12 protein-coding genes are annotated in these 13,634 nt (G+C 72.4%); 3 read left to right on the forward strand and 9 right to left on the reverse strand.

The window, feature by feature from the left end:
- Positions 1-194 precede the first annotated feature (194 nt).
- Entirely contained in the window at positions 195-1,097 is a 903-nt protein-coding gene (locus tag ACZ6C1_RS25180) for a DUF4231 domain-containing protein (protein ID WP_469243402.1), read from the forward strand.
- Positions 1,098-1,101: 4 nt separating this feature from the next.
- On the opposite strand, the gene ACZ6C1_RS25185 is transcribed toward ACZ6C1_RS25180, so the two are convergent.
- The 3 genes from ACZ6C1_RS25185 to ACZ6C1_RS25195 form a co-directional block, all read right to left on the reverse strand.
- Positions 1,102-1,593, reverse strand: a complete 492-nt coding sequence (locus tag ACZ6C1_RS25185; RefSeq protein WP_469243404.1) for a hypothetical protein — start codon at positions 1,591-1,593, stop codon at positions 1,102-1,104.
- 131 nt (positions 1,594-1,724) lie between these two features.
- Positions 1,725-2,627, reverse strand: coding sequence for a S1 family peptidase (locus ACZ6C1_RS25190; RefSeq protein ID WP_469243406.1), 903 nt, complete (start codon positions 2,625-2,627; stop codon positions 1,725-1,727).
- Between the two features lie 667 nt (positions 2,628-3,294).
- Positions 3,295-4,659, reverse strand: a complete 1,365-nt coding sequence (locus ACZ6C1_RS25195; RefSeq protein WP_469243408.1) for a DUF5685 family protein — start codon at positions 4,657-4,659, stop codon at positions 3,295-3,297.
- 288 nt (positions 4,660-4,947) lie between these two features.
- Between ACZ6C1_RS25195 and ACZ6C1_RS25200 the strand changes: the two genes are divergently transcribed.
- Positions 4,948-5,382, forward strand: a complete 435-nt coding sequence (locus ACZ6C1_RS25200; protein ID WP_469243410.1) for a cell division protein SepF — start codon at positions 4,948-4,950, stop codon at positions 5,380-5,382.
- A gap of 13 nt (positions 5,383-5,395) precedes the next feature.
- Here ACZ6C1_RS25200 and ACZ6C1_RS25205 read toward each other — a convergent pair whose 3' ends face one another.
- Both ACZ6C1_RS25205 and ACZ6C1_RS25210 read right to left on the reverse strand, forming a co-directional pair.
- A complete protein-coding gene (locus ACZ6C1_RS25205; protein WP_469243412.1) occupies positions 5,396-6,586 on the reverse strand; it encodes an acyl-CoA dehydrogenase family protein in 1,191 nt (396 codons plus the stop codon).
- Positions 6,587-6,739: 153 nt separating this feature from the next.
- Positions 6,740-8,419, reverse strand: a complete 1,680-nt coding sequence (locus tag ACZ6C1_RS25210; RefSeq protein WP_469243414.1) for an MFS transporter — start codon at positions 8,417-8,419, stop codon at positions 6,740-6,742.
- Between the two features lie 460 nt (positions 8,420-8,879).
- On the opposite strand from ACZ6C1_RS25210, the gene ACZ6C1_RS25215 reads away from it, so the two are divergent.
- Positions 8,880-9,863 carry a phosphatase PAP2 family protein gene (locus ACZ6C1_RS25215; protein WP_469243416.1) on the forward strand — a complete coding sequence of 328 codons (984 nt, stop codon included), beginning with the start codon at positions 8,880-8,882 and terminating at the stop codon, positions 9,861-9,863.
- Between the two features lie 75 nt (positions 9,864-9,938).
- Here ACZ6C1_RS25215 and ACZ6C1_RS25220 read toward each other — a convergent pair whose 3' ends face one another.
- The 4 genes from ACZ6C1_RS25220 to ACZ6C1_RS25235 form a co-directional block, all read right to left on the reverse strand.
- The gene (locus tag ACZ6C1_RS25220; protein WP_469243418.1) at positions 9,939-10,154 is read right to left on the reverse strand and encodes an I78 family peptidase inhibitor; all 216 of its coding nucleotides are present in this window, start codon (positions 10,152-10,154) and stop codon (positions 9,939-9,941) included.
- 285 nt (positions 10,155-10,439) lie between these two features.
- The gene (locus tag ACZ6C1_RS25225) at positions 10,440-11,444 is read right to left on the reverse strand and encodes a helix-turn-helix transcriptional regulator (protein ID WP_469243420.1); all 1,005 of its coding nucleotides are present in this window, start codon (positions 11,442-11,444) and stop codon (positions 10,440-10,442) included.
- Positions 11,445-11,489: 45 nt separating this feature from the next.
- The gene (locus ACZ6C1_RS25230; protein ID WP_469243422.1) at positions 11,490-12,281 is read right to left on the reverse strand and encodes a hypothetical protein; all 792 of its coding nucleotides are present in this window, start codon (positions 12,279-12,281) and stop codon (positions 11,490-11,492) included.
- Entirely contained in the window at positions 12,278-13,561 is a 1,284-nt protein-coding gene (locus ACZ6C1_RS25235; protein ID WP_469243424.1) for a glycosyltransferase family 4 protein, read from the reverse strand. The genes ACZ6C1_RS25230 and ACZ6C1_RS25235 overlap by 4 nt, the downstream gene beginning before the upstream one ends.
- Positions 13,562-13,634 lie beyond the last annotated feature (73 nt).

The raw sequence follows: 13,634 nt of genomic DNA on the forward strand, positions 1-13,634 counted from the left end.
ACCGCACCGTTGCAGTGTCGGCGGCACGACTTTACTCTCATGCCCACCCACAGCAAATCAGCGCAAGGGGTTGAAACAAAAGCGTTGCGCCAGTATTCCCCGACCGACCCGGAACGAGCCATTCCATCGAAAGAGTGAAGACAAAACCGCAGACGGGGGTGCGCATGACCGGGTTTCAGGGCCCACTGCAGAGCATGGTCTTCCGAAACGCAGATCTGCCCGTGCTGTTCCACCGGGCGGACGAGATCGCCATCGCCCGCCAGCGCGACGCGGTGCAGGACACCCGCTTACAGCTGTGGCTGCTCGTCCTGGGCGCCTGTCTGGCGGCGGCACCGGCCGGCTGGCGCATCGGCGATACGTTCCAACCTGCGGGCGCGCTCAGTGCGTTGGCGTACGCGGGCGTGCTCCTGGCCACGTATCGCGCCTCCAGGCGCCGAGCGAAATCGCATTGGCAACTGAACCGTTCCGCCGCCGAGTTCATCAAGTCGATGTCCTGGCGGTACGCCGTCCACGGCGCTCCCTTCGACGCCGATTTTCCCGACCCCGACGGGGAGTTCCTGTCCCGGCTGGAAGAGGGACTCGGGGAGCTGCGGAAAGTCGGCTGGGCCGACCCCCGCGCCTCGGCGCCGGCCGATGACCGGGCGGAGCTCATCACCCCGGCCATGCGGATGCTGCGCGACAAACCCTTCCGGGTGCGCAAGGAGACGTACGTCAGAGACCGCCTGATCGAGCAGCGGAACTGGTACCACAGGAAGACGGTGGTGTCGCGCCGGGCGACCGCGCTGTGGTCGGCGACCATCTCCGTGCTCACCGTCCTCGCACTGTTCCTGGGCGTGTTGCGGACCTTCTCGGTCGGCGACTCGGCCGTACTGGCCGCGCTGCTGTCCGCCGCGGCGGCGGCGTGCGTGGCCTGGAGCGAGATCCGCCGCCACCAGCCGCTCATCGCGGCGCACTCCCTGGTGGAGGAGGACCTGGCGGCGATGCACACCGCCATGGAGACGGTGATCGGCGAGGACCGGTGGGCGGCGGCGGTGTACGAGACCGAGCGCATCGTCTCCCCCCAGCACACCGACTGGCTGGTGCAGCACCGGCGCTGACCCGTCAGGGGCGTTCGACGCCGGTGCGCCAGACGACGGTCACCGGCTTCCCTCGGGCGCGGGCGTAGCGGACGATGTCGCCGGTGCCGCCCAGCCCGCGGGCGGGGCGGCCGTCCCATACGGCGATCAGCCGGTCGCAGTGGTCGGCGATGTAGGTACCGGCCGCGAAGTACGCCTCGTCGGTGGAGCGGGGGTAGTCCATCCGGACCTCTCGGGTGGCGCGCTTGCGGAAGGCCTGGTAGCGGGCCAGCTCGTCGGGATCGGTGAAGCCGTCCTCGTAGTCCCCGCTGGGGATGACGACGGTCAGCTCGGCGCCGCAGTCGAGGGCGATGTCGGCGAAGAGCTGGTCCGCCCCGGCCGCCAGGCTGGACAGCGCCTCGAGCGGACCCTCGTGATCCCGGAGCGCGGTATGGATGGCGGCGCGGACCGCGGCACGCACATGGGCGTCGAGCTCGTCGGGGATGTCCCTGTGGCCGGTCACTCCGATGCGCCTCATCCGCCCCCGCTCTCCGAAGTCGCCCTGCGCCCGAGCGCCGTCACATCCTCTCAAATGTGGGCGCTTCCGGGCAGGGCGTCGAGCCCCCGGCCGGAATTCCGGCCGGGGGCCCGTGGCGCTGGGCGGTGCGGTCAGTAGACGCTGACGCGGTAGGCGTTCAGGGCCTCGGTGACCGGCTGGAAGAAGGTGGTGCCGCCGGAGGAGCAGTTGCCGCTGCCGCCGGAGGTGAGACCGATGGCGCGGCTGCCGGAGTAGAGCGGGCCGCCGCTGTCGCCGGGCTCGGCGCACACGTTCGTCCGGATCATGCCGTACACGATGTCTCCGCCGCCGTAGTTCACGGTGGCGTTCAGGCCGGTGACCGAACCGCTGTGGGTGCCGGTGGTGGAGCCGCGGCGGGTGACGGACATGCCGACGGTGGCGTTGGCGGCGCTGGTGATGTCGACGTTGCCGACGGTGCCGGGCTTGGCGATGGAGCTGTTGGAGTAGCGGACGATCCCGTAGTCGTTGTTCGGGAAGCTGGAGCCGGTGGTCGGACCGAGGACGGTGGTCCGGCCGGAATTGGCGTACCAGGTGCCCGCGCCGTCGGTGCAGTGACCGGCGGTGAGGAAGTACGTGGTGCCCGCGCTGTCGCGGACGTTGAAGCCGAGCGAGCAGCGCCAGCTGCTGGCGTAGACGGCGTCGCCGCCGGAGATGAGCTTGGTGAACTTTCCGGGGGTGCGCTCGATCTTCAGGGCGTCGGCGTTGGCCCCGGCCTGGCGCTTGATCTTGGCGATCTCGGCCGGGGAGACGGTCGAGTCGACGGTGACGACCAGCTTGTCGGTCGCCGGGTCGACGTGCCAGGCGGTGCCCGGTACGTCGGCCTTGAGGACGGCCGAGCCGGCGGCGGACAGCTGGGCGGCGCTGAAGGACCGGGGCGACTCGGCGTTCGCGGCGGGGACCGCGAGGGTGGCGGCGGCGGCGAGACCGGTGGAGACGGCGAGCAGACGGGTTCGTCTGGCTATGCCACTGCGGGGGGTGGTGCGCTTGATCCTCACTTCTCGTTCCTCCCGAGGGGAATCGGGGGCCCGCCGTGGGGGTGCCGGGCCCGTGAGGCGCAGTCAGGGAGGGTGTTCGGTTTTCGGACACGGTGTGCCCCTGACAAGCGCTGCTTCGGGAGTATTCGCGGGCCCAACCGGCTGCCGCAAGGGCGTGTTTCGGCCGAGCGGTCGCGGGCGCGGCAAAACGCCCGGCGGCTCCTGACCGTCGCCGGGGTCCGTCCCTGTGACGTATCGACGGCTCACCGCGTTCCGCTCCCGCCTTCGGGGACGGGGACCGGGACGCTGACCACCTGGAGGCTGTACGGGGAGCCCCGGAGCCGGAACACCGGCTCGCCCGAGAGGCCGCGCGGCGCGCCGGTGCTCCGAGGTCGAAGTCACGTACCGCCCGGATCCCTTCGCGGCGCGGGGCGACCACCGCGCCGCTCCCCCGCCGCGACCGGCGGGCGGGGACCGGCGCATGACCGGCGGTCAGCCGGACGTCGCCGGTCAGGAGCGTGCCGTCGACGGTGACGCCGTCGGCGGGGGTGGCTCCGAGGAGCACCCGGCCGCCGTCTTCGCGCCACGTTCCCGGGACGGCCGGAACTCGCCTTTCCGGGTGGCCGGAGGGCCTGGGGGCTCCCCGGACGGACTCCGGGGAACCTTCAGGCGGTCGCCTTACGGTGCGTCAGCAGCCGTCGCAGGGGCAGCAGCAGTCGCAGCCGCCCGGGTTGCAGTCGCAGTCGCGGCAGCAGCCCTCGCGCTTCTTCCGGGACCAGGGACCCTCGTACTCCTTGGCGCAGCAGATCTGGCACGTGCAGAACAGCCAGGTGAAGGCGGCGCAGCCGGCCAGGAGGCCGCGGGGCTTGGGCCGGGAGGGCTCACCGCCGGGCCCGCCGAAGCCGGGCGGCATCCCGCCGCCGGAGCCTCCGGAGCCTCCGTGGCCCCCGTAACCGCCCGAACCGCCACCGTGACCGCCGGGGCCGCCGGGGTGACCGCCCGGCTCGCCGCCGTAGGGGTTCGACGGACCGCCCGGCTGACCGCCGTAGGGGTTCTGACCGCCGTACGGGTTCTGACCGCCGTACGGGTTCTGCCCGCCGTACGGGTTCTGCCCGCCGTACGGGTTCTGCCCGCCGTACGGGCCGTGGCCGCCGCCCTGGTGCGGGGCGCCGCCGCCGTACCCCTGGTGCGAGCAGGTCGTCGTGCCGAACGCCCGGTCCACCGACTGCCGCAGCTCGTGTGCGAGCAGCACGTGCAGCAGCTTGTCGTCCACGAACTGCGCGTCCCGCAGCGCGAGCCGTATCCCGTGCAGTGCGTCGTCCGCCAGCCGGCGTGCCTCGGCGAGCGGGGTCCCGGTCGCGGTGAGCGGGTTCCAGGCACCCGACACGGCGTCGGCCTCGCGGTCCTCCACGGCGTCCAGCAGGTGGGCCAGGCGCCCGAAGAGCCGCCCCGCCTCGGCGAGCGGCGCCACGTTCTGCGGCTTGCCGGCCAGGATCGCGGTGTGCGCGAAGGCCGCGGCGGTCGCCGTCTCGGTCGGCTCGGTGACGTGCAGCAGGGGCGTGCCCGGCCCGGCCAGCGCCTCGATGCCGGTCTGCCGGTCGACCGCGTCGACCAGGACGGCCGTGTCGAAGCCCAGCTCGCGTCCCGCCCGGGCGCCCGCACGGTCCCAGCCGAGGGCCACGCGGCGCGCGGCGGCGGCCATCGGACGGCGGGCCAGCAACCCGTCCCGGTCGGCGACATGGTCCCGTACCTTCGCCGAGGCCAGGACCAGCGAGACGGCGGCCGCGAGCCGGGCTCCCTCGCCCCGGGCGACGGGCGCGGTCCGCATGGCGCGCAGCGGGCAGGGGCCCGCGGTGCGCCGCTCGCCGCCGGTGCGTTCGGTCTGAGCCTCCGTCAGGACCGAGACGATCAGGCCGTCGTAGTTGGTGGCGATCCGGGCGAACTGTCCGTGGTCGGCCCGAAGTGCCAGGCAGAGCCCGCACAGATGGGCCATCCACTCTGTTTTCAGCCCATCGGTGAGCCGATGTGTGCAGGGCCTGACAATTCCGAACATGGTGCTCCCCCGTGACTGGCGCGAACTCGCGGCGGGCATCGTACCGGGCCCGGCTCGTTCACCCGTACGTCCGCACGCTCACCCGTACGGCGGGAATTTCATATTTGAGTTACGCAGGCCCCTTCTCAGGGCCCTTACGCCCGGGGAACCTTGACGAATCGCCACATCTTCTGCACCAGTACCGTCACGAATCGCTCGCGCGGTGACTGTCCACTTGGCGCGCGATCCGCATGATGGACGACCATAGGGATAGCGGAACCACAAGTGACCGCGTGAAAGGAGGCGTCCATGGGATCGGTGCGCAAGGCGAGTGCATGGCTCGGCCTCGTCGAGGACAACGACGAGCGCTACTACGACGACGAGTACGCCGAGGGTGACCGCAGCAGCGACGCCTGGGTGACCGACCCGCGGGTGCGCGTCGCCTCCGAGACCGCCCAGGAGGAGGGCCGCCGGATCGCCACGGTGTCCCCCGACGGGTTCCGGGACGCCCGGAGCATCGGCGAGCTCTTCCGGGACGGCGTCCCGGTCATCATGAACCTCACGTCCATGGAGCCCGCCGACGCCAAGCGCGTGGTCGACTTCGCGGCCGGCCTGACCTTCGGGCTGCGCGGCTCGATCGAGCGGGTGGCGACCCGGGTCTTCCTGCTGACACCCGCGGACACGCAGATCGTCAACGGCGAGCCCGGGACTCACACCCAGGACGGCTTCTTCAACCAGAGCTGATGGGCGAGGCCGTTCACCGGAACGCGTCGAGGCCGGTGAGCGCCTTGCCCAGCACGAGCTGGTGCATCTCCACGGTGCCCTCGTAGGTGAGCACCGACTCCAGGTTGGTGGCGTGCCGCATGACGGGGTACTCCAGTGAGATCCCGTTGGCGCCGAGGATCGTCCGCGAGGTGCGGCAGATCTCGATGGCCTCCCGCACGTTGTTCAGCTTGCCGAAGCTGACCTGCTCGGGGCGGAGCTTTCCGGCGTCGAGCCGTCGCCCGAGGTGGTGGGCGAGCAGGATGCCCTTGTGCAGCTCCAGCGCCATGTCGGCGAGTTTCGCCTGGGTGAGCTGGAAGCCGCCGATTGGCCTGCCGAACTGCTCGCGCGTCTTCGCGTACTCCAGCGCCGCCTCGAACGAGGAGCGCGCGGCGCCCATGGCTCCCCAGACGATGCCGTAGCGCGCGTGGCTCAGGCAGCTCAGCGGCCCCTTGAGCCCGGTGACGCCCGGCAGCGCGGCATCGGCCGGCAGCCGTACGTCGTCCATGACGAGCTCACTGGTGACGCTGGCGCGCAGCGACCACTTGTGCTTGATCTCCGGCGCCGAGAAGCCGGGGGTGCCGGTCGGGACGGCGAAGCCGCGGATGCCGTCGTCCGTCTGCGCCCACACGACGGCGACCCCGGCGACCGAGCCGTTGGTGATCCACATCTTGCGGCCGTTGAGGACCCAGTCGGTGCCGTCCTTCTTGGCGTACGTGCGCATCGCGGCCGGGTCCGAGCCGATGTCCGGCTCGGTCAGGCCGAAACAGCCGATGGTCTCGCCCGCCGCCATGGACGGCAGCCAGCGCTGCTTCTGTTCCTCGGAACCGAACCTGTGGATCGCGTACATGGCGAGCGAGCCCTGCACGGAGACCAGGGAGCGGATGCCGGAGTCGGCGGCCTCCAGCTCCAGGCAGGCCAGCCCGTACTGGACGGCGCTCGCACCCGCGCAGCCGTACCCCTCCAGGGACATGCCGAGCGCGCCGATCGAGCCGAGCTCGCGGGCGAGCTCCCGGATGCCCGGCAGTTCGCCCTTCTCGTACCACTCGGCGATGTGCGGCAGGACCCGGTCGGCGGCCCAGGTGCGCACGGTGTCGCGTACGGCGAGGTCCTCGGGGTCGAGGAGGTCGTCGATGCCGAGGGGGTCGGCGGGGTCGAAGGGCGGGAGCTTCGCGGGTGCGGACATGGACGAGGACCTCCGAGCGGCACGGGGCGACACTAAAACTAGCGGTGTTAGTTACGCTGCGCCGCCGACGTTACGACGCGGCTCCACCGCGCGTCCAGACCCGGAGACGGGCGCCACACCCGGCAGTGTGCCCCACCGGCGGGGCACCCGCGCTCACCGCGTGGTGCGTCCCGACCTGGCGGGCTCCGCCGGTTCGCGCCGGGCGGGCACCCGGGCCGGCGGCACCGCGTCCGCTCCGGTGGCGCACTCCCCTTCCGGCCAGGAGTCGGCGGCGCCCAGGCGGGCGTCGATGTCCGGCTGGCACTCCATCACGCGCGGCAGCCGCAGGGCCATCAGCGCGCCGAGCAGCAGGAGTCCCGCGCTGACGGCCAGCGTGACGTGCAGGCCGTGCACGAACGCGTGCCGCGCCGCCGTGCGCAGCGCCTCGCCCGCCGGGCCGCCCAACTGGGCCGCGACCTGGTAGGCCTCCCCCAGCGAGTTGGCGGCGGCCGAACCGGCGGGCGCGGGGACCCCCGGGACATGGGCGAGGCCGGGCCCGTACGCGGCGTTCATGACGCTGCCGAGCAGGGCGATCCCCATGCCGGCGCCCAGCTGGTAGGACGTCTCGCCGATCGCGGCGGCCCCGCCCGCGCTGTGCGCCGGGGCCTCGCTCAGCATCGACTCGTACGCTCCGAACAGCGTGGTCTGGAGCCCGAAGCCGAGCAGCACGAAACCGACGGTGAGCAGCAGCGGCCGGTCGTGCTGGCCCATCAGGACCAGCAGCAGGACGGCTCCGGCGGTGAGGACGAAGCCCCAGCCGACCATCCGGCGCGGGCCGACACGCCGCAGTGTGTACGAGCCGGTGGCGCCCGCGGCCATGGCGGCGAAGGTGAGCGGCAGCAGCCGCAGTCCGGTCTCCAGCGGGGTCAGCCCCAGCACCAGCTGGAGGTACTGGACGGCGATCAGCTCCAGGCCGACCAGCGCGAGCATGGCGAGGACGATGCAGCCGACGGAGGTGGTGAAGGCGGCCCGGGCGAACATCCGCATGTCGATCAGCGGGTGGGCGCGGCGCTTCTGCCGCCGTACGAACAGGACCAGCAGGGCCGCGCCGAGCAGCAGGGGTCCGGCCGTCTCCGCACCCAGGACGGAGCCTCCGGCGCCGGCCCGCTTGACGCCGAGGACCACGCCCAGCACACCGGCCGCCGCCATGAGTGCGCCGAGCACGTCCCAGGGGCCGTTCCCGCTGCCCTTGGACTCGGGCAGCAGCCAGCGGCCGAGGGGCAGGATCAGCGCCATCAGCGGGATGTTTATGAGGAAGACCGAGCCCCACCAGAAGTGCTCGACCAGGAAGCCCCCGAGGACGGGCCCGGTGGCGGCGCCGACGGCCGCGACGGCCGTCCAGATGCCGATCGCGGTGGCGCGCTCGCGCCGGTCGGGGAAGACGGCACGGAGGATCGACAGGGTGGCGGGCATGATCATCGCGCCGCCGATGCCGAGCAGCGCGCGGGCCGCGATCAGCACGGCGGGCGTCTCGGCGAAGGCCGCGACCGCGGAGGCCACGCCGAACAGTCCGTACCCGGCCAGAAGTACCCGGCGGCGTCCGACCCGGTCGCCGAGCGTGCCGAAGAGGATCAGCAGCGAGGCGCAGACCAGCGGGTAGGCGTCGACGATCCACAGCAGCGCCGTGGAGCTGGGGCGCAGGTCCTCGGTGACGGCGGGGACGGCGACGTGGAGGACGGTGGCGTCGAGCGCGACCAGCAGCAGGCTGACGCAGAGGACGACGAGGACGACCCAGCGGTTGGCACCGCCGCCGGTGGCACGCAGCCGTGCTCCGGCCGTGGTCGTCACGGACATGTACGTACCTCCCACAGACCACAGATGAACCCTCGCGCTCGGTGGGCACCGGCCGGAGGGGGACGACTTCCGGGGGGCCCGGCATCGACGGGCGAGTGAGCCGCCAGCGTACGCGAGTCCGGGCCGGTGGCGCGTGGCCCACCTCTCACGGGGGCAGACGCGCGACTGTGGCGTACGCCACTCCGGCCCGCCCGGCAGCGACCGCGTCGGGCCGCGTACCAGAGGGCGAGGACCGGCGGCGGAGCGGAGGGCAATTCCGGTCCACGGCCGCCCGCGGCCTTTTCCCCCGGCACACAAACCCGCTTCCCCAGTGGCCCTGCGGCAATAGGGCCCCCGGCCCCCGAGGTTTATGGATAAGCAAGGAATAAACAGTCGACTGAGACACAGTCCACATCACATCGTCATCACGAAGAGAGCGGATGGGCGTGGGCCGACACTCACTCCCTGTAACGTCGATTGGGTGCGTACCGACATCTTTGCCCGTCTGGACCGGGAGCCGGAACCGCCGAAGATTGAGATCCCGCGGATGAGCCGCACCCGTCTCGCCCTCTTCGGCGGGACGTCGGCGTTCTACCTCGCCATCGTGGTGGCCGTGCTCGTCTCGTCGTGGCTGGTGACCCTCGACTGGAAGGTCATGCTCTTCCGGCCGTATCAGCAGTGGCCGGAGCTGCACGCGACGCTGGACTACTTCGTGGTGCTGGGCCAGCGCGGCCCGACGGCCGTGATGGTGGCGGCCTGGCTCGGCTGGCGTTCCTGGCGGCAGCACACGCTCCGCCCGCTGCTGGCGCTGGGCGCCGCGCTGCTGCTGCTCAATGTCACGGTGGGCGCGGTCAAACTCGGTCTGGGCCGGCTCGGCCCCCACTACGCGACGCAGATCGGCTCGGCCGAGATGTTCGCGGGCGGCGATATATTTCCTTCCGGACACACCGCCAACGCGGTGGTGACCTGGGGCATTCTCGCGTATCTCGCCACCACGCCCCGGGCCAGGCGCTACCTGTCGGCCCTGTCCGCCGTGGTCGCCCTGGGCGTCGGCCTGACCACCGTCTACCTCGGTACGCACTGGCTGAGCGATGTGCTGCTCGGCTGGGCCGCCGGTCTGCTGATCCTGCTCGGACTGCCCTGGTGCGAGCCGCTGATCGCCCGCGCCGAGGCGATGGTCTTCGCCGTGCGGGAGCAGCTGCGGGCGCGTCGCCGCCAGGCGCCGTCGCTTCCCGTCGCGGCGGGCGGACCCCGGCCGGCGATGTACCAGCAGCGGCCGGGCGGGGCGGACGACGAGCCGGTGCGCGAGCCGGTCTCCACGGCGGGCGGCGTCGGCCGTACCGCGGCGGTCAGGACCACGCTCACACAGCCGCGGCCGCACGCGGTGGTGCGTTCGGAGCGGACACCCGTCACACCCGCGGGCAGCCGCCGGCCGCCGCGTTCACGGCCCGTCACGGGCGGCTGACGACGCAGGCACACAGGGAGGGCCCCGGCTTGGTGAAGCCGGGGCCCTCTTCGTCCGTACGGGGCGGTGCGGGGGTCAGCCGACCCAGCAGCGCGTGACGGTGGCGTTGTCGACCTCGAAATTGATCCGGCCCGCCACGTACTCCAGCGTGATGATCGAGCCGGGCGGCAGCGACCGCACCGTGGTCCAGCCACGGGCGCGGGCGAGCTGCTCCGCGTCGCGTTCGCCGAGGCCGACGTAGGACTCGGGGCTGTCGTCGGGCTGTTCGGGGGAGCTCGGAATCGGTGCCATGGCATTCACCGTAGGGTGCTGCGCCGGGTGACGGAAGGCGGACCGGGCACATCACCCCACCATCCTCACGTACCTCGGCGGTCACGCTTGTGTCACAGGATCACGACATGTGTTCAGTAAGGCCCTCTTCACTCGCGGGGCCTTCCCGCGTCGCTCCGAGGGGTGTTACCGCCGGAATTCCAGAGGGGCGTCAACCTCTGCCCACACCGCCGTACGGGGGAATTCCCGAGGCCCGGGAAAAACGCTTCGGCATATCGTCACGACAATAGGAACGCCACAGCGCATTCACGCCTTCCCCGCAGAATTCCCCCCGCGCGGACCGGGCCGCGCGGACCGGTCCAGCGCCCGGGTGAAGCGGTCACGGATCGCCCTGAGGTGGTCGTCCAGCTCACGCGGCTCGACCACCTCGAACTCCAGCCCCATGAGCGCCACGTGGATCACCAGGACGTCGAGACTGGTGGCGCCCGTGCGCAGCAGACACGTCGACTCCCCCTCGGCCTCCAGGATGCCGTCCATCGGGCCCACCACCCGCGCGGCCTCGGTGACCGGGACGTGGAGCCGGATGACCGCCTTCGCCGCGTACACCCTGCTGGCCACGCCCTCGGAGACGTACGCCGCCAGGTCCTCCGCGGGCGGCGTACGGGGCGGGAAACGCGGACCGTGCGGTGGCCTGGGGTCGATCCGGTCCGCCCGGAACGTCCGCCAGTCGGAGCGGTCCACGTCCCAGGCGACCAGGTACCAGCGGCGCTCGGTGCACACCAGGCGGTGCGGCTCGACCGTGCGGCGGGTGGCCGAGCCGTTGTGATCCCGGTACTCGAAGCGCAGCCGCTCGCCGTCCCGGCAGGCGGTCGCGAGCTCGGTGAGCACCGACGGGTCGACCCGCGACTCGGCCGCGCGCAGCATCGGCACCGTGAAGGTGGTCAGCGCGCTGACGCGGCGCCGCAGCCGGTCGGGCAGCACCTGCTCCAGCTTGGCCAGCGCGCCCACCGACGTCTCGCCCACGCCGTCGATGCCGCTGCCCGCCGCGGTGCGCAGCCCCACGGCGACCGCGACGGCCTCGTCGTCGTCCAGGAGCAGGGGAGGCAGCGCGGCTCCCGCGCCGAGCTGGTAGCCGCCGCCCGTGCCGGGGCTGGCGTTGACGGGGTAGCCGAGCTCGCGCAGCCGGTCGACGTCACGCCGTACCGTGCGCGGGGTGACGCCGAGCCGCTGGGCGAGGTCGGCGCCGGACCATTCGCGGTGCGCCTGGAGCAGGGACAGCAGGCGCAGCAGTCGTGCCGAGGTCTCCAACATGGGGCGAGTCTGCCATCGGTTGCGGACAGCTACGGTCCGCAATGGCTACGGGGTGATCCTCACGCAGAGGTCGTTGTCGGTCGTGTAGCAGGGCGCCGCCTTGTAGCCCTCGCCCTGGTGCACCGGGTAGACGAAGACGTTCTTCCGGTCCCAGACGTCGTCCAGGACGCGGGAGACCCGCACCGGCTCCGCCTCCTCGCTGGGCCGCAGCCACAGCTCCCACAGTTGCTCCGCCCCGACCGGCGGCTCGGCGAGCGCGTCGTAGGCGACGGTGAAGGAGAACGTCCCCTTCTCGCACTCGGCCGGCATCCGGTGGACCGTCCCGCCCAGCCGTGCCTCGGCCACCGCGCCGGCACCGGCCCCCGCCCCGTACAGCGTCCCTTCGACGGTGCAGACACCCTCGCCGAAGACCAGGTCACCGGCCTCTGCGTGCGGCCGGCGCACCCAGCTGCGCACGGCGAGCCGGCCGTCCGCCGTCGGGTAGGGCACGCGCACGGCGACCCCGCCCTCCTCGTCGGGGACCCGGTCGACGAGCGCCCGCAGGTCCCGGATGCCGGGCTCGACCGCCCGCTCGTCGAGGTACACGTCCCAGCGGCCCTCGGGGAGCTCCATGGTGCTCGGCAGCGCCGCCCGCACATGGCCCTCGCTCGCCGGGGTGAGCGGCAGCCGGGTCTCGTCGGAGGGGCCGCCGGAGCCACCGCGCCGTCGCAGTACCAGCACCGGTTCGGCCGTGTCGACGACCGCCAGGTCGAAGGTGATGCCCCCGGCGGAGTCCGCGAGGCAGTCCGCACGCGGCGGCGCGCCGTGCGCGGGGGCCGGGGTCGTGGCGTCGCTCATGCGGGCTTTCCCTTCCGGAGCACATCGGCGGCCTTGTAGCGCACGGAGTACGCGGCGTCCAGGACCGCCCCGCGCGTGCGGTGCAGCGCGTCACGCACCCGGCCGCGCGAGCGGCCGTTCGCCCCCTGTGCGACGAGCTCGGTGAACAGCGCCTCGTGGCGTTCGGCGATCCGTACCGGGTCGAAGCGCTGCGACGCCGCGAGCGCGGCCTGTCCGGTGCGGCGCCTGAGGTCGTCGTCCTGGATGAGGGCGAGCAGCGCGTCCGCGATCGCGTCCACGTCGCCGACCGGCACCAGCCGTCCGTCGACGCCGTCCTCGATGATCTCGCCCGGCCCGTGCGGGCAGTCGGTGGACACCACCGGCAGGCCGCAGCGCATCGCCTCCACGATCGTCATGCCGAAGGATTCGAGGCGGGAGGTGACGGCCGCGATGGAGCCCTTGACCCACTCGGGCTCCAGTGGGTTGGCCGTGCCCATCAGGAAGACGTGGTTGTGCAGCCCCCGCGCCTCGATGAGGGAGCGCAGCGCGTTCCTCTCGTTGCCGGTCGCGTCGCCGGAGCCGTAGATCCGCAGCCGCCAGTCCGGACGGGCGGCGACCACCTTCGCGAAGGCCTCGACCAGCAGGTCGTAGCGCTTCACCCGGGTCAGCCGGCCGGCCGCGACGACCCACTTGGCGGCCGTGTCGGCGGGCGGGACGGTCGGGGCGGGCACGCTGTTGGGCACGGAGTCGATGCGTACGCCGGGCAGTTCGAGCTTGGCGCGGTACGAGCGGGCGTCGGCCTCGGTGACGGTCGTGATCGCGTCGAGCAGGGCGTAGCGGTGGCCGATCTCGCGGCGCAGCCGGTAGCCGTGGCTGTCCAGCGTCAGGTGCTCCTGCCCGACGCGGACGGGGCCGCGGCGGGCCTGGCGGGCGATGTGGACGTTGAGGCCCGGGCGGGTGCCGACGACGACGTCGGCCTGAAGGTTCCTCAGGTGGGCGGCGATCCGGTCGTCGGTGAGGCGGCTGTACTGCTTCCACCGTCCGTCGCCGCGCGGGAAGACCTTGGCGGGCTTCTTGTAGTCGGGGTGCGCGCCGTCGTAGGTGGGGCTGTTCTTGCGCAGGTCGACCAGGTGCTTCATGGTGACGCCGGCGGGGGCGCCGAGCGTCGGCTCCTCGCGGTGGCGGAAGACGGACACGATCTCGACGTCGTGCCGCTCGGCCAGGGTCCGGGCGAGGTTGAACGTCGTACGGATCGTGCCGCCGATGCCGTACGCGTTGTGCAGCAGGAAAGAGATATGCATCGCGTCGCCGCGTCCCCCTGGTCCGGACGTTCCGGTGGTGTCGTCCGATGGTCTCTGGATGGTCGTCAGAAGT

The organism is Streptomyces sp. NPDC041796 (assembly GCF_055590785.1).

Coding starts and splice junctions, on each gene's coding strand:
- ACZ6C1_RS25225 (WP_469243420.1), bottom strand. CDS start 11,444: ATGTTGGAGACCTCGGCACGACTGCTGCGCCTGCTGTCCCTGCTCCAG.
- ACZ6C1_RS25200 (WP_469243410.1), top strand. CDS start 4,948: ATGGGATCGGTGCGCAAGGCGAGTGCATGGCTCGGCCTCGTCGAGGAC.
- ACZ6C1_RS25230 (WP_469243422.1), bottom strand. CDS start 12,281: ATGAGCGACGCCACGACCCCGGCCCCCGCGCACGGCGCGCCGCCGCGT.
- ACZ6C1_RS25220 (WP_469243418.1), bottom strand. CDS start 10,154: ATGGCACCGATTCCGAGCTCCCCCGAACAGCCCGACGACAGCCCCGAG.
- ACZ6C1_RS25235 (WP_469243424.1), bottom strand. CDS start 13,561: ATGCATATCTCTTTCCTGCTGCACAACGCGTACGGCATCGGCGGCACG.
- ACZ6C1_RS25205 (WP_469243412.1), bottom strand. CDS start 6,586: ATGTCCGCACCCGCGAAGCTCCCGCCCTTCGACCCCGCCGACCCCCTC.
- ACZ6C1_RS25180 (WP_469243402.1), top strand. CDS start 195: ATGGTCTTCCGAAACGCAGATCTGCCCGTGCTGTTCCACCGGGCGGAC.
- ACZ6C1_RS25195 (WP_469243408.1), bottom strand. CDS start 4,659: ATGTTCGGAATTGTCAGGCCCTGCACACATCGGCTCACCGATGGGCTG.
- ACZ6C1_RS25210 (WP_469243414.1), bottom strand. CDS start 8,419: ATGTCCGTGACGACCACGGCCGGAGCACGGCTGCGTGCCACCGGCGGC.
- ACZ6C1_RS25185 (WP_469243404.1), bottom strand. CDS start 1,593: ATGAGGCGCATCGGAGTGACCGGCCACAGGGACATCCCCGACGAGCTC.